Origin of the sequence: Legionella erythra (assembly GCF_001467615.1) — a bacterium.
Lineage (GTDB): Bacteria > Pseudomonadota > Gammaproteobacteria > Legionellales > Legionellaceae > Legionella_C > Legionella_C erythra.
The window spans coordinates 131,389-154,304 of the sequence record NZ_LNYA01000024.1 but is presented as its reverse complement, the minus strand read 5'-3'; the positions used below and the strand labels follow the sequence as shown (position 1 = coordinate 154,304).

Below are 22,916 nucleotides of genomic sequence, written 5' to 3'. Positions count from 1 at the left end.
CTTCGTTGCAGGGCCATTATTATATCACAGGATGTATTTTTTTTGAACAGTTACGATGAATTTGATTTCCATGCCCTTATAAATCGAATTGAGCCGTGCTTTTCCCCCCCATTTTGTGTAAACTGGCCTGCGATTTTTAACCCCTACTGGGTACACCATGTCCAAACCTTTGATTAATATTACCCGCAGGCAAGCACTCTGGTTTGCTGCCTTTCTGGTTCTTTACCAATTTCTAACTTACATTGCCAACGACATGATCATGCCCGGCATGATTCATGTGGTGTCCTCGTTCCATGCACCGGAGTCAGCGATTGCCACCTCATTGACGGCCTATATCCTTGGCGGTGCCAGCCTGCAATTGTTTCTCGGCCCTATTTCAGACAGCTACGGCCGCCGCTCCGTTATGCTGGTTGGCGTCGTCATCTTTACGGTGTTTACTTTTTTTATCGCCCACTCCGGCAGTATTGGCCAATTTTTACTGGCTCGTTATTTTGAAGGCCTGGGGCTTTGCTTTACGACGGTGATTGGTTACGCCACCCTGCAAGAAATTTTTGCGGAGATGGACGCTATCCGCATTACCTCGGTATTGACCAATATCGCCTCTTTGGCACCTTTACTCGGTCCTCTTGCAGGCGCGACGTTTATTCTTTATTTCAGTTGGCGAGCCATCTTCGTATTAATCGGTGCGCTGGCGCTGATTTCACTCTGGGGCATGTGGCGGTTTATGCCGGAGCCCATTGGGGCGGTGAAACGCGATGGACAAACCATTCCGCGTATTCCTTTCACCCCCAAAACCGTGTTTAAAAATTATGGCCAGCTCTTAAGCAACCCAACGTTCATGATGGGCGCGTTTGCTTCCGGCTTATTGGGCATTCCCTGCATTGCCTGGATTGCCATTTCACCCATTATTATCGTCACTGACGCGCATTTGACTGTCATTCATTATGCCTTGTGGCAATTGCCGATTTTCACAGCCGGCCTGTTTGGTAACTGGTATTTGCGTAAACTGACCAAACAACGCACTGTCAAGCAGATGATTCTACGCGGCTCCGCCATTACGGTGGCCGGCATGTTTCTGACCTGGCTGCTGCCGATGATGATTAACCCGCATTTTATTTATCTGATGCCCGGATTAACGCTGTATGGGTTCGGTATAGGCGTTGCCTGTGCCCCGCTTAGCCGTTTCATTCTTTTCTCAACGCCGGTTAGTAAAGGAACGGCTTATGCGGTGATCAGCATGATGTGCATGTGTGAGCAGGCCATTGGGGTCGAGGCGGCCAGTGCGGTTTATGCCAAACACAACAATAGCCATTTCGGTTTATATTGTGCGATAGTAGGGGTTATCTATCTCGTTGGTCTGGCTTGGACCTTCTCGCTCGCCCGTAAAAATCTGGCCATTGGGGAGTTGGACGCCGAGCCGGCTTGATACCAGGAATGGGTTCATTCATGGATTGGCTAAAAAATTTAACCCGACAACTTGTTTCCTTCATCCGCTTCGTCATCCTCAATTTTATTCATGACGATTGCACCTACCGCGCCTCGGCGCTGGCCTTTACCAGTCTTCTGGCCGTTGTCCCGCTGATGACCGTGGGACTGGCCATTTTTTCATCTTTTCCGGTTTTTCAGGGGCTTATCCAACCCACCCAGGACTTTATTTTTCAAAATTTTGTCCCAGCTACGGGTAAAATGATTCAAAATTACCTGCAGTTATTTACCGCTCAGGTGACGCGTTTACCCACCTGGGGCATTGTGTTTCTTATCGTCTCGGCTTTATTGGTGATGTTCACCATTGAACGGGCCATGAATAAAATCTGGCATGTCACCACCTCTCGCCATGGGGCGACAGCCTTTTTACTTTATTGGGCGATTTTATCCTTAGCCCCCATATTTTTAGGCTTAAGTCTCGCCGCGAGTTCCTACCTTATTTCCGTACCCTTTATCCGCGACAATTCAGCCCCTTCTTTATTGCTTAATTCAGCACCCTACCTGTTGTCATTAATAGGCTTTACTTTCCTTTACGTGGTTGTCCCTAACCATCCCGTTAAATTAAGTCATGGCTTAATTGGTGGCATGGTTGCCACCGTGCTTTTTGAATCAGCCAAATTAGCCTTCGCCTATTACCTGACCCAATTCAATACTTACCAGCTTCTGTACGGCGCCTTCGCCACCGTACCCATTTTTTTTATCTGGGTCTATTGGGTCTGGTTTATTACGCTTTTGGGCGCTGAAATCTGCTACGCGCTATCAGTGACCTATCGTCGGCGAGAAGGAGAAGCCTTGCGGGGATTTGTTCATGTTTTGCTCTGGCTTAAGCAATTATGGTTAGCGCAGCAACAGGGACAGGGGTTGTGTTTGCAGCACTTGATTGAAAGCAGCGCTCAACCCTATGCGGTGGATGCCGATGAAATCATCGAAGGCTTGATTGCCGCCCATTTAATCCATTGCACCGCCGATGATCAGTTCATGCTCAGCCGGGATCTGGGCAAGCTGTCTGTGTATGAGCTGTCCCAACTGATTCCTTACCCCCTGCCTACCGCCGATGACCTGCAAACCTTGGCCAAACCCTGGCGAGCAGTCTTTAAACAAGCTGATGACTCGCTTAAAGACCGTTTATCCCTTAACCTCGAGGAACTGTTTAGCTTTAAGGAGTAGCCCCCGTGCATTGGTGTAGTGCCTCGGCATAGCTTGCCTTGTTATTTTGCTCGCCAATTAATTGAATGATGCCCGCCTTTTTCAATTTCCCGTAAACGCGTTCATTGGCGCCTGCCAGCATGACACGCACACCGCGCTGATGAAGTTCAATGATCGCTTCTTCCAGGGTCCTGAGCGCCGTCATATCGACGAAAGGAACCCACCCCAGTCGAATAATGAGGACACGCGGATCCGTATGGGTATTAGCCAGCGCCAGCTGGAAATTTTCAACAGCTGCAAAAAAGAATGGTCCTTCCACCGCATAGACCAGCACATCATCCGGCAAATGAGCGACGCCATTTTCTTCGCAGTCATTGCGTAATTGGTCATGGGGGATTTGCTCAACTTCCACACTGGCAGCCATCCGCCTTAGGAAATGCAAGACGGCCAGGATAACGCCGATATTGACAGCGGCAACCAAGTCAACAAATACCGTTAACGAAAAGGTAACCAGCAGGATAACCACATCCGCACGCGGTGCTTTGCGAAGAATGGTTACAAAATGCTTCACCTCACTCATATTCCAGGCCACAATAAATAAAATAGCCGCCAATACAGCCAAAGGAATATGAACAGCCAGCGGCGCCAAGAAAATGAGGATGAGCATCAGGGTTATGACATGGATAATACCTGCTAACGGGCTGTTAGCGCCGTTACGGATATTGGTCGCCGTGCGGGCGATGGCGCCGGTGGCTGCAAACCCGCCAAACAAGGGGGCTGCGATATTGGCTAACCCCTGACCTATTAATTCCTGATTGGAATCATGGCAAGTCCCCGCCATGCCATCGGCCACCACGGCGGAGAGCAGGGATTCAATGGCTCCAAGCATGGCGATGGCGAAAGCTGGCCCTATCAACTCCAAAACCCGATCCAGACTGATATCGGGCCAATGAAATGCCGGCAAGCCTCGGGGGATCCCGCCAAATTGTGAACCAATCGTTGCCACCCCTTTAAAATGAAAAATCGCCTGCAGCAGGGTAATGATCAACAAAGCGACTAAAGGCCCCGGTACCCGCTTCAAACCTGGCAATTTATAGGAAAACATCACCAGCAGAAGGGCCAAGACTGAAAGGCCTGTGGTCGCCCCTTGCATCTGGGGCAAGACTTGAATCAAATGCCAGAATTTTTCATGGAAATGCCCACCGTTGACAGCCGGGAAGCCAAAAAAATCTTTCCACTGCCCTACCCAGATCACCACGGCAATCCCTGAGGTAAAACCGACGATGACTGGATCCGGAATAAACTTAATCACCGTGCCCAGGCGGCTAAAACCCATCAGCAACAGCATGCAACCGGCAATCATGGTGGCAATCTGCAACCCCTCAATACCGTATTTCGCCGTAATACCGACTAAAATGGCAATGAACGCCCCCGTAGGTCCTGCAATCTGCACACGGCTGCCGCCCAAAAGGGTTACAATCAAACCGGCCACAATGGCTGTGTAAAGACCTTGCTCAGGCTTCGCGCCTGAAGCAATGGCAAAGGCCATCGATAAAGGCAGGGCTACGACACCCACAACAATCCCTGCGATTATATTGGACAACCAATGCTTCCTATTTAACAATCCGGCATTGAAAGATTCAAGGATAGCAATCATAATGCACCCACGAGTCGATAAAAATTGTCTCATTATGTTCTTCGCTAACGCAAATGTAAACTTGCTTTACGCAGGATGCCGATTCCGTTCAATGACTTACCAAGAGGGTCTCAATGAAATTAACCACGATTTACCATAAACACACAGGAGCACGTGCCATTATTGACTTTTCAGAAGGCTCCTTTTTAGAGAAAGTGGAGTTTGTTTACGACGCGAAAACCCTGACGTTTACACTCTTCCATCAACGCGGTAAAACAGAAAAAGAGCAATCCATCAATAGCTTTTTTATGGAAGGGCTCATTAGTGTATTGCTCAAATGCGGCGGTCATTCCGATGGCAGTCAGTGCCCCCAATTTTCCTTTGCTCAGAAGTTGCCTCACGCGGAGGTGCTCGATGGCCATGTTTCGCTGTTTGGCGAAGATACTATCCATGCGCATGATCCCAATTTTTATCACAATATGAATGCGCATAATGAGTACCCCCATTTTCATATCGAATATGCTGGCATGGATGACCCCTACCCTGTGATCGAGAAGATTTTGCAACTGCTGGTCCATTTTGACTATCAGTTAAAAAATGCCCCTTCCGAAGCCGCTCTTTTTTGTCGATTTGGTTTTTATCTAGCCTTTGAAAAAATTATCGACCCGTCCTGCTCCCCTCTGGACATTGCCCAGCCACTGCCCACCTGTATAGCGAATTTTACCGCCAATGACACCGGCGCCTCCCAGAAAATGATTGAGAACGCTAAAAAGCAGGCCCCGGAGGTTTTCGCAACCATGACAAAAATTGCGAATCAACCGATGCTCGATATGGATAATATTCCGACCCTGGTCAACACCATGAAAAAGGACATATCAGAACTCATGATCCAGGAAAAAAACAAAGAGGAACACGAACGGAAACAGCAGTTGGAACAACAGAGACGAAACAGGAATTGTTCCCTTTTATTCTTTGGCACCGCCGCACTGACGGCAGCGGCGATTGCCGTGAAGTACATGGCCGACTCAAGCGATCCCTCGTCGACCTGTCAATTATAATTGAAAACGCTTCCGCATCACGCGGAAGCATTTATAAAATATAACGCGCCAAGTCATCATCGGCGACCAGTTTGCCGAGATGCTCATTGACATAAGCCAAATCGACATGTACCGATTCACCCGCTTTATCCGTCGCTTCGAAGGATACAACTTCCAGCAAACGTTCCATGACCGTGTAAAGACGGCGCGCACCAATGTTTTCCGTACGCTCGTTCACTTGCCAGGCCACTTCAGCAATGCGTTTAATGCCTGAGGTATCAAACGTTAAAGTCAGACCCTCCGTTGCCATAAGCGATGTGTATTGCTGCGTTAATGAACAACTGGGCTCCGTCAGAATGCGGACAAAATCATCAACACTGAGTGCAGCCAGTTCGACACGGATAGGCAAACGACCCTGTAACTCGGCAATTAAATCAGAGGGCTTGGCAACATGAAACGCACCGGAGGCAATAAACAGGATATGATCCGATTTAATCATGCCGTATTTTGTCGATACGGTTGTTCCTTCCACCAGCGGCAGTAAATCGCGCTGCACACCTTCGCGCGACACATCCCCGCCGCCACCATGTTCCGCGCGCCGGGCGACTTTATCCAGCTCATCGATGAACACAATACCGTGTTGTTCAACCTTTTCGATTGCACGTGTTTTAATGTCTTCTTCATTGATGAGTTTTGCCGCTTCTTCCTCACGAATGAGTTTCATCGCTTTGGCAATGGTCATTTTACGTGTTTTGGTGCGGCCGCTACCCACTTGCTGAAACATGGCTTGTAATTGGCTGGTCATTTCTTCCATGCCTGGAGGCGCCATAATTTCTACACCCACCGGCGAAGCAGCCACTTCAATTTCAATTTCATTGTCATTTAAAGTGCCTTCGCGCAATTGCTTGCGGAATATCTGGCGGGTTGAGCTTTCTTTTTCACTTGGCACCAAACTACCGCGGGCTGGCGGCAGCAGCGCATCGAGGACCCGCTCTTCCGCGGCCTCTTCGGCTAAATTTTCGACCTTTTTCATGGCCAATTCACGTTCTTGCTTGATGGCAATATCCGCCAAATCCCGAATGATGGAGTCCACATCGCGGCCAACGTACCCGACTTCAGTAAATTTGGTGGCTTCAACCTTGATAAAAGGCGCTTGCGCTAATTTGGCCAGACGGCGGGCAATTTCGGTTTTACCCACACCTGTCGGTCCTATCATTAAAATATTTTTCGGCATGATCTCATTGCGTAAGGCATCGTCTACAATTTGCATGCGCCGCCAGCGATTACGCAGGGCAATGGCCACCGCCCGTTTCGCCTGATCCTGCCCAATAATGTGCTTATCCAACTCTTGCACAATCTCCCGAGGAGTCATCATTGCATTATTCACTGTCGCTATCCAATTCTTCGATGGTTAAATTATGGTTGGTGTAGATACAAATATCACCGGCAATTGCCAGGGCTTTGCGCACAATGTCCACTGCCGGCAATTTGGTGTTTTCTATCAGTGCCCGTGCCGCTGATTGGGCAAAGGGGCCGCCGGAACCAATGGCAATCAAACCGCCTTCGGGTTCAATGACATCGCCATTACCGGTAATAATGAGCGAAGCCTTGCTGTCAGCCACCGCGAGCAGGGCTTCGAGACGCCGCAGGATTTTATCGGTACGCCAATCTTTAGCCAATTCCACAGCTGCACGCACCAAATGCCCCTGGTGCATTTCCAGTTTGCGTTCAAACCGCTCAAACAGGGTGAACGCATCCGCGGTACCGCCGGCAAAACCGGCAATGACTTTGTCTTTATAAAGGCGTCTGACCTTTTTGGCATTGCCTTTCATGACAGTATTGCCCATCGTGACCTGACCGTCTCCGCCAATCACGACCTGATTACCCCGCCTCACCGACAGGATGGTTGTTCCACGGTATTGTTCCAAAATAATTCCTCATGCATACTGAAAAAGCTTATGTGGGGGCATTAAGCTGGAAATTCAATAGGCGTGGGTGATTTTTTATACCTTTTTTGAACGCTGGGTTCGATGCTGTGCCTGGCATGATTCACACAGGCCCTTGATTTCAATGCTGCTTTCCTGCAAGGCAAACCGCTGCGTTTGGCCTAATTGTTTTATCAAGGCATGCAAATTCGAATCATACACCTCAACCACCGCATGGCAGTGATGGCATACCATGAGTAGCTCACAATGGTATTTTTTTTCATGCTCCTGGCACAAGGAGTAGGATTGAATGGATTCAATCTTGTGGACTAGCCCTAAAGCGACAAAATAATCCAGCACCCGGTACACGGCAGGCGGCTTGGCATTGGCGTTAAATTGCAACAATTGCTCCAGGATGTCATAGGCTTTAAGCGGTTTGTCGCTGCGCCATAAAATGTAGAGAACATTTTTACGTAACGACGTAGGCTTGTGTGCTACCGTCGCGCAGAAATCGAGAAAAGCAACCGGGTAGGCCATCAGAGAAAGGAAACGCCGTGAAGTAAGGGCTCGATGTCAAGGTATTGGGCAAGGCTCTGCCCTACATCCGCAAAACTGTCACGCCGTCCGATAAAACGGCTTGGCGTTTTAGGGCCAAACACGAGAACCGGGATATGTTCCCGGGTATGATCAGACCCTGGGAAAGTTGGATCACAGCCATGATCAGCGGCAATGACAATGACGTCGTCATCTTTAAGCAGGGCCTTTAATTCGGGCAGCCGGGCATCAAATTGCTCCAGCGCATGCGCATAACCCGCGGTGTCGCGGCGATGACCATAGGAGGAATCGAAATCGACAAAATTGGTAAACACCAAACTACCAGGCGATGCCGTTTGCATGGCCTCAAGGGTGGCGTCAAACAGAGCCATGTTACCATCCGCCTTAATGGTGTGCGTTATGCCCTGATGGGCAAATATATCAGCCGTTTTGCCGATGGCAATGACGTCCCGTCCCCGTTTTTTCAATTCATCAAGCAACGTGGGCGCGGGAGGTAAGGTAGCATAATCGCGGCGGTTGCCCGTACGGGAAAAATGCCCTGGTTGACCAATAAAAGGACGCGCAATCACCCGTCCGATTTGATAATCATCGACCAGACTTCGGGCAATTTCGCATAGCTCATACAAACGCTCAAGGCCAAAATGAGCTTCGTGGGCGGCAATCTGAAACACACTGTCTGCTGACGTGTAAACAATGGGCTTTCCTGTTTTGATGTGTTCTTCACCCAATTCATCAATAATGACCGTACCGGAAGCATGCTTCTGTCCTAACACACCCGGCAGTTTGGCTTCGCGGATAAAATCAGCAATAAGCTTTTCAGGAAAGCAAGGGAAGGTGTCGGGGAAATACCCCCATTCAAACGTGACCGGAACACCCGCCAGTTCCCAGTGACCACTGGGGGTGTCTTTGCCTAAACTTTGTTCCACCGCATAGCCGTAATAGCCTATGGGCTCGGCAAGGTTTTCAAGTGAGAAGCTCGTAGGGGCGGAACTGGCCATGGCGGCATGGTAAAGCCCCGCCGCGGTTAGATTAGGAAGCGTCAGCGGTCCCTGACGCATCCCGGGCTTGTCCGCCTGCCCCTGTTCACAGGCTTCGTGGATATGCGCAAAGGTATTGGCTCCCTCATCGCCGTAACGGTGAGCATCCAGGCTTGCGCCAATGCCTAAGGAATCCAATAAAAGTATACATACACGTCCTGGCATTCGGCTTATCCCTCCATGTGGCGGCCATGTGTTTCACGCAAACCGGTTAAAGCCAATAAGGCAATAATTAATCCGACTGGCAACATCAGGGCAGCGTATTGGTAATCACCCAACGAATATACAGGCACGCCCTGCACCATGTGCATTTCACCGTGATGGATGAGCAGTTGGCTAAAGACATTTTGATACACGATGTAGCCGCCCTGAGTCAGGATGGAAATAACACTCACCGCCGTCGCAGTCATGAGCGGCGAGCTGCTTTCTGCCACTAGGGCATAACTAATCACTTGAGCCGCAGTAAAAAAGCCAAGCAGGAAAAACAGCACCTTCATTAAGGGTAAAGACACCGGAGCAAACAAAATGGCTAATACCGTAACCAATGAGGCGAGGACGCCGATTTTCATTGGCATGATGCGAAGACCCAGTTTATCCGAGATCCAGCCTATCACCGGGCCACCGAAAATGGCCCCCAGAAACAGCATGGTGTTGACCAGCGAGGCATCTTCCTTACTGATATCGAGACGCTGCATCAGATACAACGAGCCCATCATGGCGCCAAAAACAGCAATGGCCATGTTCATGAGGCTGGTGTATAAGGCGGCACGCAGATTCTGGGCGTTAAGGTATGCTTTGCGGATGATGGTTTTAATCTCGATTTTTTTAGACTCGCCAGCCACCAACTGCTTTTTATCGACAATACCGAAACACATGACAATCAGCATCGCGGTACCAAGCCAACCCACCTGGGTTAAGGCGTCGCGCCAGCCGACTTGTGCAACCAGTTTGGTGAGCGGGTATTGCGCCAGCATGCCGCCCGTCATGGCCATAGTCACTACCGCACCAGTAATCATCGCCATGCGACGTGGAGGAAACCAGCGTGAGGCAATGCGGATGGGACCGAGAAAGCAGAACGCGCTGCCAATGCCGGTAATAAAACGGCAAAGCAGGGCTAAATAAAACGACTGGGCATGGGCCAAGATAAAGGTGCTGACCACACACAGAAACATGGCAAACAGGATGGTTTTTTTATTGGAGTATTTATCAAGGACCATTCCTGCAACAAAGAGAAACAGAACATTGGAAAGATAATAGATGCTGGAAAGATAAGCCATTTTATCAGCCTGAATCTGAAAATCGTGCATGATGTTGTCGGCAATGGAAGCAAACATATTGCCTTGAATAAATTCATAAAAGAAAAAAAGCGATGCGCTAAAACAAACCACCCAGGGCAACATGCCCAGCGACGCCCTGGTTTCTTCCCTATACTCACCGACCATCTGCATAAAAAGCTCCTCTGTCCTAACGTTTGCAGTAAGTTTCACGGATTAACAATACCGCTACCAGCGCGGCGACCACCGTCAAGGGGAACATCCACATTGCGAATTGAAAATCAGCCACTGTATACTGTTGTGCCGTGGTGCCGGCGTGGTGCTGCATTAACCAGCCAAACAATACCTGGCCTACACCGCCTCCCCCCATAATCAGGGTAGACGCGACACCCGTTGCCGACCCGGTATTGTCCGGGTCATTGCTTTCCGCAATCAGAGGATAGGTAATGACCTGCGTACTGGTGAACAAACCCAGGGCAAAAAACAGAAGGCCTAACTGGGTTTGCGAAAGCGTGACATCAAGGAACAAAGGAACGACTGTAATTAAGGTCGTTAATGCCCCAAAAATCATCAAGGGCTTACGGCGGCCCTGGCTGTCTGACAACCAGCCCACCAGAGGACAACCAATAATGCTGCCGATAAAAATCAGACTGACCACGTTACTCGCGGCCATTTCCGGCAGGTGATGGACAACCTGCAGGTAGCTTGCACCCCATAAGGCACACAACACCATGATAGGGAGATTTAAAAGGGAGGTGTATAAACCGGAAAGCCAGTTTTGGCGATTACGGAGGGCCTTAAGAAAGCCCGGAAGCACGGCCTGGGTTTGAATATTGCGCACAAGCCGCCTGGAATCAGGGCTGTCTTTCACAATCGCGTAAATCCAAACCAGCAACAAGGCGCCAGCCGCCCCATCAATGAGCAGTGAATTACGCCAGCCGTAAGTTTCATTGAGATGGGCAAATGGCGTATGGGCCATCATGCCACCAATAAAAGCCATGGTGACCAGACTACCGATAACCAGAGCCTGACGACGAGGCGGAAACCATTGCGACACCAGAACGACACAGGAAAGGAAACAGAACGCGTTGCCGATGCCCGATAAAAAATGAAAAAACGAGGCCAGTAAGAAAGAATCGGTCATGGCAAAACCAACCGTGCCAATCACACAAATGAACATGGCGGTCAGGATAACGCGGCGGATAGAATAACGATCAAGGATAATACCGGCTGGCAGCAGGAAAAGAATATCGGCCCAAAGGTAGGAGCTTGACATCCAGCTAAGCTCTGTCGCATCGAGATGAAAATCATCGCGCAACGGCTGATTAATGACATCAAAAATGTTGAGTTGAAAAAACTCATAAAAGAAAAACAAACCGGCTGACAGGCACACAAGCCAGGCCATCAGGCCACCACGAGGCAAAACGACCCCCGAATTCACCGTCGCTGAATCAGACAATGTTACTCCTTAATACGGCGCGCGAAAGTTGCGCGCTATTGTATCAAAAAATAAAGGGGAAAGGTATCTTTATTGAACAATTTTATGGCACAGATTGAATATCAGGGACCGTTTGCCGGCTTTTAAAGTGACGTCGACAGGTGGACACATAGCTTTCGTTGCCGCCGATAAACAACTGCTCGCCTTCCGCAACCACGTCACCCGCTGCATTAATGCGTCGATTCATTGTCGCTTTACGCCCGCAATGGCAGATGGTTTTTATTTCCACCAATTCATCGGCCCAGGCAAGCAGGTATTGGCTGCCTGTAAATAACTCGCCGCGAAAATCCGTACGTAAACCATAGGTCAGAACAGGAATAGCCAGGCCATCAGCAATCTCGGTCAGCTGATAGACCTGTTCCCGCGTTAAAAATTGCGCCTCGTCAATCAGCACGCAGGCATACGGCTTGTCTGCCAGGCTTTTAAGCACATGCTCATACAAATTGTCATCGGAATGAAACGCATAGGCCGGTTCGCTTAGGCCGATACGCGAGGTAATTGTCCCGTACTGGAACCGGTTATCAAGAGCTGGCATCATCAACAGGGTCTGCATACCCCGCTCCTGATAATTATGGCTTGACTGCAGTAGCACGGTGCTCTTGCCGGCGTTCATTGCCGAATAATAGAAATACAATTTTGCCATGAAATGCCCCTTCACTTACGTGGCGATATTAAACGTCTAAAGCCGGTATTAATCAATCGCCACGAACTTTCTCGAAAGGAATGCGACCCAATAAAAAATAACTGATTGATTAATCTATTTTTTTTAGGATTTGTCTATAATTAAAACATAGGAACTAATGGAGAATAACATGGAGAATCTCAATGGCCTTAAAGTGGCTATTCTGGTCGCCAATGGCTTTGAACAGGTTGAAATGGTTAAACCACGTCAGGCCCTTCGGGATGCCGGTGCGGAAACGTTTTTAATCTCGCCTGAAAAGGATGGCCTGCAAGGATTCAATCACCTGGAAAAAGGGGACACGTTTTCAGTCGATATTCCCTTAAATGAAGCCAGGGCAGACGAATTTGATGCCTTGTTGTTGCCAGGCGGCGTAGTTAATCCTGACAGGCTGCGTCTTTATCCTGAAGCGGCTTCTTTTGTCAGTGCCATGCACAAACAACATAAACCCATTGCCGCCATTTGCCACGGCCCCTGGTTATTGATTAATGCGGACGTAGTCAAAGGCCATCAAGTGACATCCTGGCCATCCATTAAAGCCGACTTGATCAATGCCGGAGCCCATTGGGTCGATAAGGCGGTGGTTTGTGACGACCAGATCCTGACCAGCAGGAAGCCAGATGATATTCCTCAATTTAATGAAGCCATGATTAAATTGTTCAATCATCGATAAGCCATCAAGAGGGGTTTTCTTCAAGGCAACGCTGATGAAAGGGCGGAATCTGTGCCAGGGCATACTCCGCCCCCCGAGTTTGTACGCCACTGCGGTTGCCTTCGAACTGTCGGGTTTGGGTATAGATAATCCTCGTCTTATTCACAATAAACCCCCAGGCAAAGCAAATGGTGCCTTCGGGAATGCCATCCATAGTGCCGGGACCCGCCACTCCGGTCGTGGCGACCACCACGTTTGCCGTACTTTTCTTTAATGCGCCCAAGGCCATCTCATGAGCGACCTCTTCGCTGGTTAAGCCGTAGCTGTCAATCGTCTTTTGTTTAACTGCCAATAACCGCTTTTTGGCTGCCACAGAATAAACCACATAGCCCACATCGAGGCATTCGCCGCTACCTGAAATGTTGGAAAGCAAATGAATGATTCTTCCCGCTGTACAGGATTCCGCTGTGGTTAAAACCAGGTCATGCTGTTTAAGATAGGCCAGGACATCCTTAATCAGGTTCATAACGACCTATCCCTGTAAAATAATGGCTGAATGATTAAGATCATTTTAGCTTCGTTACGATGAAAAGCCAGTCAATGAAAAATCTGGTGGTTTTTATAAATGTTTGACAAGGAAAAAATTTCAGAAATGTATCCTTCAAGGTGTTTTTCTGATCTAATTAACGCGAATATTAAGGAATTGCCAGGGATCGCTTTGATCTATTTTTTCAGCATACAGCTGTTGTCGGTCTTTCAGCGGATTCCAGTTGGTGTAATAGCCGGATACTATGCCAAGATAAGGCAGCGCGATTTTTAAAATGTATTGGTAGTCGAGATCATCTGGCTCGACAATGCCGCAGACCGGGTTCTCCATCGCCCACAACATGGCCGAGAGCACGCCGGCGGCCACTTGCAGACTGGTGGCATTATTAAAGGGAACCTGTTTTCTGGCATCGTGGATGGATAATTGCGATCCAAACCAGTAAGCCCCTTTTTTATTTCCCATCAACAATACACCTAATTCATCCATCCCATCAATGATGTCGTCGACTATCAAACGACTATTATCCTCGTCGTTCATGCCATTCTGCCACTCCATACCATTGTATTCATGCAATGACAAGGTGGCATCAGGGCAGGGGAAATAGGCATAATGAACCGTAGGACGGTAAATGACATGACCATTGCACCGGATACTCAGGTAATCCGCAATGGAAATCGATTCGGCATGTGTTATTAAAAAACCATGAAAAGGCCCAAGTGCAGGCGTCCAGGTGCGTACCTGCGTCGTAGCGCCTGGTCTATCAAGATAAATGGAGCAATTCGATCCAAAATCATAATGATGAGCGTCTTTTGGCCAATGGCGCTCATGCGTTCCCCAACTTAATTCTGCCGGCTGCCGGGCTTCGGCAATAAAGCCTGGCACCGACCAGGTATTGACAAATTCGCCCGGCATTTTAGGCTTAGAGGTAATCTGGGGTATCCCGCTCGGCAATATGAATGGCCTTAATCGTTAATTGCTGCGCCAAATGAGCCCAATCCTGCGCGGAATGAAGGGGGCTGATGGGTAAATTATTGTCACGAGCCATATTCCATAACGCCTGTTTGACAAAATGAGAAACCAGACCTGGGTTAGCGCCGTGGGTTATGACAGCAGTAGGCCCTGCTATTCCTTTCATGGCGAGCATTTCCTCCCGCAGGGCATAATTAGTGCGGTGCGAGGGAGATAATGATTCATCGGTATAATACCCCTCCCAGGGTTCCGTGCTGGCATCCAGGTACAGTACTTTCTTTTCCTGACAAAAGCGGATTAAATCAGCGCTGGAAATCCCAGTCGATAGATTAACCAAAAAATCACCAGAAGCGAGCTCTTCATTCATCATGCGCTGATAATTCTCACGCGTAACCTCAAGCAATCTAAAATTTACCCCCAGTTCCCGGGCAATTTTTTCTTCCTCGGCTAATTTGGAGATCACCCGTACCTGTTGCGGCTCAAGAATCAGATGCCTGGTAAGCAGCGGGCATATCGCCTGACCAATGCTGCCAAAGCCAAGGATAACAATTTTGCCTGCAAATTTTCGGTATTTTTTATAGCGATTCATAGCCATTTTATTTCTTTCTCCTGCTCCGAAACGCTGCGGCTGATAATCGATTGTCAGAACGACCCCGGTTTTAAGAATAAATCGCGTGGGCATACCTAATTATATCAGGGTTATGATTTGAAATTATAAATTTTGATAAAATTTCACACTAATGGTGCTCAGCGCGCTTTTCTGAGTACCAGGCTTAAGGTAATGGCCCCAGCCAAGATAAGAATGATAAAACCCAGGGTCATGAGCACCGGAATGTCGATGTAGGCATGGATGAGCATTTTAATGCCGATAAAAATCAAAATGACGGCCAGACCATGACTTAAGTAAGCAAACTGTTCTTTCATGTTGCTGATGAGGAAATACAAAGTCCTCAAGCCCAAAATGGCAAACACATTGGAGGTAAAAACAATAAAGGGATCACGAGTAATTGCAAAAACCGCAGGAATACTGTCAATAGCAAAAATCAAGTCGCTGAATTCAATGAATAATAAGGCAATAAACATCGGCGTCACATACCATTTGTTATGATGAAGGATAAAAAATCGGCCATCAATTTTTTCATGAGACAGGGGAAAAATTTTAGAAAAAAATCGGATTAACAGGTTGGTCTCAAGGCTTTGTTCCTCCTGACTCAAAAACAGAATACGGCAGGCAGAAATCAGCAACAAAACACCAAAAACATAAAATATCCAGTCAAAACGGTTTATCAACCAGATACCGAATAAAATAATAATTAATCGCATGAAGATAGCGCTGATAACACCATACTGCAGCAGCCTTCTCTGGTGATGGGCGGGAATGGAAAAATATTGAAAAATCAAAATAAAAACAAACAGATTATCGACTGACAGCGATTTTTCAACCAGATAACTGGCTAAAAATTCAAGTGATTTTTCATACGCAATCGCAGCGCCAAATGCATGATAAAGATAAACCCAAAGCACCAGGTTAAAACTTAAAGCCAAACTCACCCACACCGCAGTCCATAACAAGGCCTCGCGCGTTGAAACACGATGACTTTTTTGCCCTCTGAGTAACCACAGATCAATACTTAACACAATCGTGATTAAGAAGAAAAAGAGACACCATAACCATGTTTCATTGATTGCTGGCATGGGAATTTTTATTTTTTATCCTTTGCTTAACTTAAATAGTAGCGCGTATCGATGCAATTGCCAGGCATTGCCCACATATGAACAATTAATGTACAATTATGCACCCCATTTAACCAGAGCGGTTTTTGTATGTTCATCAATTGTTAAAACGATGCGGCTGGGTAGCCTGTTTGTATTTTTTCCAAAGCCTGCCTTATATGGTGGTCGCCACCATGGCGGCACTGTGTTACCAGCAATACGGCGTAGGTAATGCAGCGGTTACCCTGTTGACCAGCCTGTTCATGCTGCCCTGGTGTATTAAGCCAGTATTCACACCGATTCTGGAAAAGCAAAACAACAAAAAAGCTTGCCTGCTCGCCATCCAAGGCAGCCTGCTATGCGTGGTTTTTCTGCTTGCCGTAACGGCCGACTCATCCGTTTTCCTGCCGATAACCATCCCTGCTTTCTTAGCCATTGCCCTGCTTTCGTCCATGAATGATATCCTGTCTGACGGGCTTTACCTGCTGCATTTATCCGAAATTGAGCAAAAACGGTATGTTGGCCTTCGCAGTTGCTGCTACCAACTCGGCCGCCTGACTGTGAAAGGCGGGTTGCTGGCTTTAGCTTTCCTTCTCGCCTCCCGCACTCAGCTCGCGGTCTGGCCCTTGTTTTTCAGCCTGCTCACCCTGCTTCTCCTGGTGTTAATCCTGTTTCACGCCCTCTTTATCCCCAAATCCCATCATCCCACGCCGGCGACAAATGAGAAATACCTGTGCATCATCAAGACGCTGTTTGTGGAGAAGCAATGGCATGCCCCGCTGCTTTTTATTTTTATTTACAATCTGACCGATGCCCAGATTCAAAAAATACTGCCGCTTTATTTGGTCGATCCTCAGGGTTTGGCTTTGTCTTTGCCGCAATTTGGCGCGCTCTATGGGGTGGGTGGCAGTCTGGCGCTGATATCCGGGATTTCTTTAGCCGGCTACCTGTCGAGCCGGTGGGGTACTGCTTCCTGTCTTAAAAAATGCACCGGACTGATGATCCCAAGCCATTTATTTTTTTTCTTAATGACTCAATTCCACGTCCTCTCATTCGTCTGGTTGTCCGTCCTGCCAGGTCAATTCATCGCGGGACTCCTGAATGGTGCCTACATGGCCTACCTGCTTCGGATCGCCAACCAAAGCCCTTACCCCATGTCCATGTACACGCTGTGCACGTCGATTATGGCGCTAAGCGTCATTGTTTTTGGCGCAGGAAGCGGCCTGATTCAACATGTTCTTGGTTACTCCGGGTTTTTCCTGGTCATGCTCCTGGCGAGCGGTCTTATCCTGTTGATAACCTGTAAAATGCTTAATCAATCTGACCCGGTACGTCTCGATAAAACTGAAGAGAACCTGCGACAAAATCCCCCATTTTTGCTAGACTGACTGTTTATGTTCTACAGCTAACGTCATTCAAGGAGATCAACATGATCCCGGTCAAAGGATATGCGGCCCAGACGGCCAAGGCCCCCCTCGCCCCCTATGCGTTTGAGCGTCGCGATGTGGGTGAACAGGATGTACTGATTGATATTCAATTTTGTGGCATTTGCCATTCCGATATCCACCAGGCCCGCGAAGAATGGGGCGGCGGCCTGTTCCCCATGGTGCCGGGTCATGAAATCATTGGGGTAGTCAGCCAAACAGGAATGAAAGTCACCCGGTTTAAGGTTGGCGACCGGGTGGGGGTCGGCTGTTTTGTTGACTCCTGCCGGCGATGCGTCAACTGCCAGGATGGGTTGGAGCAATTTTGCAGCGAAGGCATGACCACCACCTACAATAACATGGAACGCGACGGCAGCCGCTTGACGCAGGGCGGTTATTCGTCACGCATTGTTGTGGATGAACATTATGTCCTGCGGATACCGGACAACCTGGCCCCAGACGCAGCAGCTCCCCTGCTTTGCGCCGGCATTACGCTTTATTCGCCACTAAAACACTGGGCAGCCGGCCCTGGCAAAAAAGTCGCTATTCTTGGCCTGGGCGGCTTAGGCCATATTGGCGTTAAAATTGCGCACGCGCTTGGCGCCGAGGTCAGTGTTTTAAGCCATTCCCTGAGTAAGGCGAACGATGCCAAACGCTTGGGTGCCGATGCGTTTTATGCCACGGCCGATGCCAACACCTTCAGTAAACTGGCCGGCACCTTTGATTTAATGATCAATACCGTCTCGGCCAAAATAAACTGGAATGATTATTTAAAACTGCTCAAACGTGACGGCATTATGGTTATTGTCGGCATTCCGAAACACGATATCCCGGTCAAAGCTCTGTCCCTTATTGGCGGTAGAAAACGGTTGGCCGGCTCCCTCATTGGCGGCATTCAGGAAACACAAGAAATGCTTGATTTTTGTGGCCAGCACAACATTGTCTGCGACATCGAGCGCATCCCTATCCAGCAAGTCAACGAAGCCTATGAACGAGTCATTAAAAGCGATGTACGCTATCGTTTCGTGATTGACATGGCGAGTTTGTAATCCTCTAATTGCATTGTTTTTCAACAACTCGGTGGTTATACTAGGCCGTTTCCACTGATTAGGGGTATATGCATGAAACCTGATATTCTGGTCGTCGGGGCCGGGCCGATTGGATTGTTAAGTGCTATTGAAGCCAAACTACACAATCCGAAGGCTAACATCGTTCTTTTTGAACGCAACAAAGAATACACCCGTCATCATACCCTGCTGGTCGACCCCACCGCCTTTAAAGGATCTCATCCCGATGAGCGGCTACAGGCTATTTTAAGTGATTTCCATGGCCCGGTGCCGACCTCCACCATCGAAGCAAAACTCAAACAGTTTGCGGATGAGTTAGGCATTAAGATTGAATACGAAAAAATCGAGGATCCTCAGGTTCTCCTCGATCGTTACCCTTCTGCCCATACTCTAATCGGGGCAGATGGCGCGCACAGCACCGTCAGGAAAAAATTCTTCAATGATGAAAAATCAGTGGATAAGAATCTGCAATACATTGTCGAAGTCAAATACCATGTCCGCGGCAAAACCACACCCACCCCTCTCACCACCTATGCCCCCGCCTTAAGCCAGACTGAACATTTTGTTTCTGAGCAGATAGGGCGTAAGAAAAACGGCAAAACACCCGTTTCGCTGTTCTTTTTTGTCGATAAGGAGACGTATCAGGAAGTATACGCCAGGAAGAAGTTAAAATTGACGGATTTGGTTAAGCCAGAAACCCGCAACATGACCCAGTTGGCTAACAGCATTCGTCCCTGGCTGGCGCTGCGGCGTGCACAACTCAAGGACCAGTTGGTAGCAGACAGCGAAACCATTGCCGGGGTGGAACTGTCGACCTATTGCACCGCCACCTTTGCCAAGACCCTACCCGGCAACCGGCGAGTCATTCTTTTAGGGGACGCAGGCTCCGGTGTGCCATTTAACCGTGCGTTTAATGCCGGCGTGGAACGCACGATTCTGGCTGCGAAACAAGTGGCCTTTCCGCCTGGACAAGACGAAGCAGAACGCCTCAAAGCCATCAATACCGAACTGCATGAACAGGTACGCAAAGAAATTGCACGCGCCAAAAGAACCAATCACAAGGTGCAATTTGGCCGGTTCATAGGCGAGGTAAAACGTGGCCCATCCTATTCTGTCGCAGCCCCCTTGCTGGATGAGCAATTACTTGAAGCCATGCAGGATGCACGGGTTGAACAACTGTCCTTCACCAGCCGCCATCCACGTGCCATGACGACTTTTGCCGCCTGGCTTGTTCTCACCGTGGTAGCATTGGTGGTATTCCCGTTTCTTTTTGCATCGATTTATACGGCAATCGCTGCAGCTATTCTATTGCCCCTGGCTGTCATTGCAATTGGTGTAGCACTGTACAAAGGCATCGCTTACTGCCTTAAACCCAATGAGATGGACGAAGCTCAACCCGAGCCCGTGCCTTTCCCCTGGGAAGAAACCCTGTCAGACGAACAGGCAGAACTCCTTCAGGAAGAGCGCCTGCAAGACAAGGCCAAGTCAGAATTAATGCAAGAACCGGCTTATTTGGACATTAAGAAAAAAATTCATGACGAAAAGGAAGCCTTAAGCCGCTTAAGGGATCATCGTGAACACGTGGCAATTAAGGAAAGGCCTCATGGGCCTTTGGTCGCGACGTCGCTTCCCCTGTTATTTCCAGACGCTCACGTGCATTTTCCGTCCACGATCATGGAAGAGCAACCGCCGTCATCAGAACAATTGCAAGTACATGCTAAACGATTGGAGCGAATTGATGATGAGATTGAAAAGCATCAGCGTGCATTAGCTTCTTATAAATTAAAAAAATTTGGTCTTTTAAAAGAGAAGCTGAATCCTTCAAACAACAAACAGGAAGAATCACTGGGTATGGAATTGAAGTCCTGATTTCCCTTTGGCTTAAAGCCTAAATACCTTCTTAACTGTTGTTTTTCCTGGGTGCTGTGCGTGATGCACAGCACAGATTTCATCTGAGTTAAGAGCCCCTTGAATGGTGCGCATAAGCCCCGGAGCGGGTTCATTTGATGACGTAACGAACGGCTAGAGGCATTCGCCGTGTACCTGCAACACACCCCCACATAAGTGACAAATTAATCAACACACAGTCAAAATACAAAACTTTTTGCAAAGCAATTGCAAATTTTGTGTTAATCCTGTTTCACTTAAGACTCTGTTAAGACAGCAAGGCTTACGATGAGCTTACTGATTCATTTTTTACTTAACGAGAGTAGTACCATGAACACAAAGCACGGCAAAAGCAAACAATTTGATACAGAACCTCAGCAATCCACTGCGGATAGCAAAGCAAGCTTTTTAAGAGAAGTGAGCCAAGCCGTCATCTCAAATTTTACTCAAGCCTTTGAAGTAAGGAATTTGAAGAAAGAAACCGGAGCCGATTACCCCGGTTACCATTGCCCACAACGCAACGATTTAAATAGCAAACTAAAAGAATTTGGTCCCGATCATCATCAATCCATTGCCGACGTCAATGATGGTCATGACCTGGCTAAAACACCCCTGGATCCTTTAGCTAAAGAATCCTTGTTAAATCAGGTTAAACAAAACCATAAAGAAGGTTTATCGCCTTTTCAATCGCATGTCTACAGCCAAAAGCAGGAAAGCCATAATGCCTTTGCTTTCTTCCAAGCCAGTAAGAAATCGCATCGCGCAGAAAATTTGGCGGGCGCCATTATTCATTTTGGCAAAGGCTTATCAGATGGCATCAGCCAGGAACTTCTGCCTTCTGACGAATTTAAAATTAAATTCGGCAATAAATAACGACCATAGAGCCCCTCTCATTTAAGAGCGGCTTTTTTTATAGCTGATAATGCATTTTTACCACGGCGCCAGGTTGAGAAACCTTGGATTCATTGACTGCCGGGAAAAAATTTAAGCTTCGCGCGACAATAATCTGTTTTGGCGGGCGGGATGGATCAGGCTGACTGGCCACGCTTTTTTTGAATGCATCAAACAATACCTGGCAATCTCCCTTTTTTTCCCCGTATTTTTCTTCCGCATCAAATTTAACGCAGCCCTGTGGTTGACGTCTGAAATAAATTTGATGGTAAGGATCCTCCCCTTTGACTTGACCTTCAACGGGAAAGGTAATCAGATTATGTTCACCCAGCTCAGGAAGCGTTAATTTATCGAGATCCTTCGCGGGGATCTTATCCACTTCAAATGGCGTTTTGGTATCTACAAAGGCAGAATGCTTGCCATTGCTTCGATCCGTTTGCCGAATGATATCCTGATGATGTTCTACGTCAACCGCTTGATAGTAAACGACTTCATTCGTTTTCGAAAACAAAGTCGTTTGTTCTGCACCCTGAAGATGCTCTTCGGCCACCATGTTGGTCAGAGGACCGCATAACCCGCTTTCGTCGTCTTTCTTCAATGCCTGCAGCATATCACCCTGAGAGACAAAGAGCTGTTGCGCAGGTCCGGGATTATTTATTTTCTTTTTTCGCTTAAACCAGGGAAACATGTACTTCCTTACCCAATTAAATTATAGAACCGCAGCATTTTAACCTGATTGCTGTTTTTGGTCTAATCGTATGCAAAATAATCATAACTCATCGCAAATGAGTATAGAATTCAGCGAAACGTATTGCATCCTTTTTAGACATGCGCTGAATGGCATAACGGGCTTTCCAGATTTGCCGAATAGCCTCATCAACGCGACGGTGTGTGGCTTTCATGGCAATAGCCCACAAATGAGCAATAAAGGCAGAACCGCGTGTCCTTGTGTCTACATCCAGCCAATCAAGCGCCTGCTTGAATCGTTTCAATTCGTCTTTTGTCAGTAGAAACGCCATGCGCGAATCCCGGGTCAGTAAGCCTCGGCGCTTTAACAAGCCTCTGATTAAATAATGAAAGCGTCCTGAATCCCGCCGATGACCACCATAATGCACGTTAATGGATTTAAAATGCACTTGTAAGGGGTGTTGCTCTGAAGAAAACGTCCTCATGTCATCGAGGATACCCACGAGGGTTTGCTGGATATTAACCACAGGGATTTGCCGCGGAGAAATTAAATACTCCAGTTTTTCATCGAGCAGCATGTATTGTATCAGCGGCGGCTTTTCCCTGCCTTGGGGCAGCCAGCGAATGGCCCCCCGATAATTGCTTTTTTTATCCATAGGGTCAAAATAACAACAGCTCTACCTATAGTATAGCGCTGCAAAAAGGGTGTCTCTTCTTCACTGCGTTCATGGGGAAAGGTTAGGCAACGTCCCTGAAGTTTTTTTAAACAAGATTTAATTATGAATTGAGCACAGATTTTTCAATTTC

The 22,916-nt window shown here is 48.1% G+C and carries 22 protein-coding genes; 8 read left to right on the top strand and 14 right to left on the bottom strand.

What is annotated here, in order from left to right; genetic code table 11:
• Positions 1-157: 157 nt before the first annotated feature.
• Both Lery_RS07545 and Lery_RS07540 read left to right on the top strand, forming a co-directional pair.
• A complete protein-coding gene (locus Lery_RS07545; RefSeq protein WP_058526651.1) occupies positions 158-1,426 on the top strand; it encodes an MdfA family multidrug efflux MFS transporter in 1,269 nt (422 codons plus the stop codon).
• 20 nt (positions 1,427-1,446) lie between these two features.
• A complete protein-coding gene (locus Lery_RS07540) occupies positions 1,447-2,652 on the top strand; it encodes a YihY family inner membrane protein (RefSeq protein WP_058526650.1) in 1,206 nt (401 codons plus the stop codon).
• On the opposite strand, the gene Lery_RS07535 is transcribed toward Lery_RS07540, so the two are convergent.
• Positions 2,642-4,288 carry a SulP family inorganic anion transporter gene (locus Lery_RS07535; RefSeq protein ID WP_058526649.1) on the bottom strand — a complete coding sequence of 549 codons (1,647 nt, stop codon included), beginning with the start codon at positions 4,286-4,288 and terminating at the stop codon, positions 2,642-2,644. The genes Lery_RS07540 and Lery_RS07535 overlap by 11 nt on opposite strands.
• Before the next feature lie 113 nt (positions 4,289-4,401).
• Here Lery_RS07535 and Lery_RS07530 point away from each other — a divergent pair, with 113 nt between their 5' ends.
• Positions 4,402-5,325 carry a hypothetical protein gene (locus Lery_RS07530; protein WP_058526648.1) on the top strand — a complete coding sequence of 308 codons (924 nt, stop codon included), beginning with the start codon at positions 4,402-4,404 and terminating at the stop codon, positions 5,323-5,325.
• Between the two features lie 31 nt (positions 5,326-5,356).
• Here the strand turns inward: Lery_RS07530 and hslU are convergent, their stop codons facing one another.
• The 7 genes from hslU to Lery_RS07495 form a co-directional block, all read right to left on the bottom strand.
• Positions 5,357-6,679 (bottom strand): ATP-dependent protease ATPase subunit HslU, encoded by a 1,323-nt coding sequence (hslU, locus tag Lery_RS07525; RefSeq protein WP_237759176.1) that lies wholly within the window; start codon positions 6,677-6,679, stop codon positions 5,357-5,359.
• Between the two features lie 4 nt (positions 6,680-6,683).
• Positions 6,684-7,232, bottom strand: coding sequence for an ATP-dependent protease subunit HslV (hslV, locus tag Lery_RS07520; protein ID WP_058526647.1), 549 nt, complete (start codon positions 7,230-7,232; stop codon positions 6,684-6,686).
• A gap of 75 nt (positions 7,233-7,307) precedes the next feature.
• Positions 7,308-7,766, bottom strand: a complete 459-nt coding sequence (locus Lery_RS07515; RefSeq protein ID WP_058526646.1) for a Fur family transcriptional regulator — start codon at positions 7,764-7,766, stop codon at positions 7,308-7,310.
• Entirely contained in the window at positions 7,766-8,986 is a 1,221-nt protein-coding gene (locus Lery_RS07510; RefSeq protein ID WP_058526645.1) for a phosphopentomutase, read from the bottom strand. The genes Lery_RS07515 and Lery_RS07510 overlap by 1 nt, the downstream gene beginning before the upstream one ends.
• Before the next feature lie 5 nt (positions 8,987-8,991).
• Positions 8,992-10,269: an MFS transporter gene (locus tag Lery_RS07505; RefSeq protein ID WP_058526644.1), complete on the bottom strand. Its 1,278-nt coding sequence runs from the start codon at positions 10,267-10,269 to the stop codon at positions 8,992-8,994.
• Between the two features lie 16 nt (positions 10,270-10,285).
• On the bottom strand, positions 10,286-11,554 hold the full coding sequence (locus Lery_RS07500; protein WP_058526643.1) for an MFS transporter: 1,269 nt from the start codon (positions 11,552-11,554) through the stop codon (positions 10,286-10,288).
• Positions 11,555-11,636: 82 nt separating this feature from the next.
• Complete coding sequence (locus Lery_RS07495; protein WP_058526642.1) at positions 11,637-12,236, bottom strand: thymidine kinase; 600 nt, start codon at positions 12,234-12,236, stop codon at positions 11,637-11,639.
• Positions 12,237-12,405: 169 nt separating this feature from the next.
• Between Lery_RS07495 and Lery_RS07490 the strand changes: the two genes are divergently transcribed.
• On the top strand, positions 12,406-12,945 hold the full coding sequence (locus Lery_RS07490) for a type 1 glutamine amidotransferase domain-containing protein (protein WP_058526641.1): 540 nt from the start codon (positions 12,406-12,408) through the stop codon (positions 12,943-12,945).
• 4 nt (positions 12,946-12,949) lie between these two features.
• Here the strand turns inward: Lery_RS07490 and Lery_RS07485 are convergent, their stop codons facing one another.
• The 4 genes from Lery_RS07485 to Lery_RS07475 form a co-directional block, all read right to left on the bottom strand.
• Positions 12,950-13,450 carry a CinA family protein gene (locus Lery_RS07485; RefSeq protein ID WP_058526640.1) on the bottom strand — a complete coding sequence of 167 codons (501 nt, stop codon included), beginning with the start codon at positions 13,448-13,450 and terminating at the stop codon, positions 12,950-12,952.
• Between the two features lie 153 nt (positions 13,451-13,603).
• A complete protein-coding gene (locus Lery_RS15650) occupies positions 13,604-14,383 on the bottom strand; it encodes a saccharopine dehydrogenase C-terminal domain-containing protein (RefSeq protein WP_237759175.1) in 780 nt (259 codons plus the stop codon).
• A gap of 7 nt (positions 14,384-14,390) precedes the next feature.
• Entirely contained in the window at positions 14,391-15,122 is a 732-nt protein-coding gene (locus tag Lery_RS15645) for a saccharopine dehydrogenase NADP-binding domain-containing protein (protein WP_237759174.1), read from the bottom strand.
• 65 nt (positions 15,123-15,187) lie between these two features.
• A complete protein-coding gene (locus Lery_RS07475) occupies positions 15,188-16,135 on the bottom strand; it encodes a TerC/Alx family metal homeostasis membrane protein (protein ID WP_058526639.1) in 948 nt (315 codons plus the stop codon).
• Positions 16,136-16,275: 140 nt separating this feature from the next.
• On the opposite strand from Lery_RS07475, the gene Lery_RS07470 reads away from it, so the two are divergent.
• The 4 genes from Lery_RS07470 to Lery_RS07455 all read left to right on the top strand — a co-directional run bounded on the left by Lery_RS07470 (position 16,276) and on the right by Lery_RS07455 (position 21,404).
• Positions 16,276-17,541, top strand: a complete 1,266-nt coding sequence (locus tag Lery_RS07470; protein ID WP_131751099.1) for an MFS transporter — start codon at positions 16,276-16,278, stop codon at positions 17,539-17,541.
• A gap of 41 nt (positions 17,542-17,582) precedes the next feature.
• A complete protein-coding gene (locus tag Lery_RS07465) occupies positions 17,583-18,626 on the top strand; it encodes an NAD(P)-dependent alcohol dehydrogenase (RefSeq protein ID WP_058526637.1) in 1,044 nt (347 codons plus the stop codon).
• Positions 18,627-18,698: 72 nt separating this feature from the next.
• Entirely contained in the window at positions 18,699-20,513 is a 1,815-nt protein-coding gene (locus Lery_RS07460; RefSeq protein WP_058526636.1) for an FAD-dependent oxidoreductase, read from the top strand.
• Positions 20,514-20,861: 348 nt separating this feature from the next.
• Positions 20,862-21,404, top strand: coding sequence for a hypothetical protein (locus Lery_RS07455; protein ID WP_131751100.1), 543 nt, complete (start codon positions 20,862-20,864; stop codon positions 21,402-21,404).
• Positions 21,405-21,441: 37 nt separating this feature from the next.
• Here Lery_RS07455 and Lery_RS07450 read toward each other — a convergent pair whose 3' ends face one another.
• Entirely contained in the window at positions 21,442-22,110 is a 669-nt protein-coding gene (locus tag Lery_RS07450; protein WP_058526634.1) for a hypothetical protein, read from the bottom strand.
• 88 nt (positions 22,111-22,198) lie between these two features.
• Positions 22,199-22,765 (bottom strand): hypothetical protein, encoded by a 567-nt coding sequence (locus Lery_RS07445; protein ID WP_237759173.1) that lies wholly within the window; start codon positions 22,763-22,765, stop codon positions 22,199-22,201.
• Positions 22,766-22,916 lie beyond the last annotated feature (151 nt).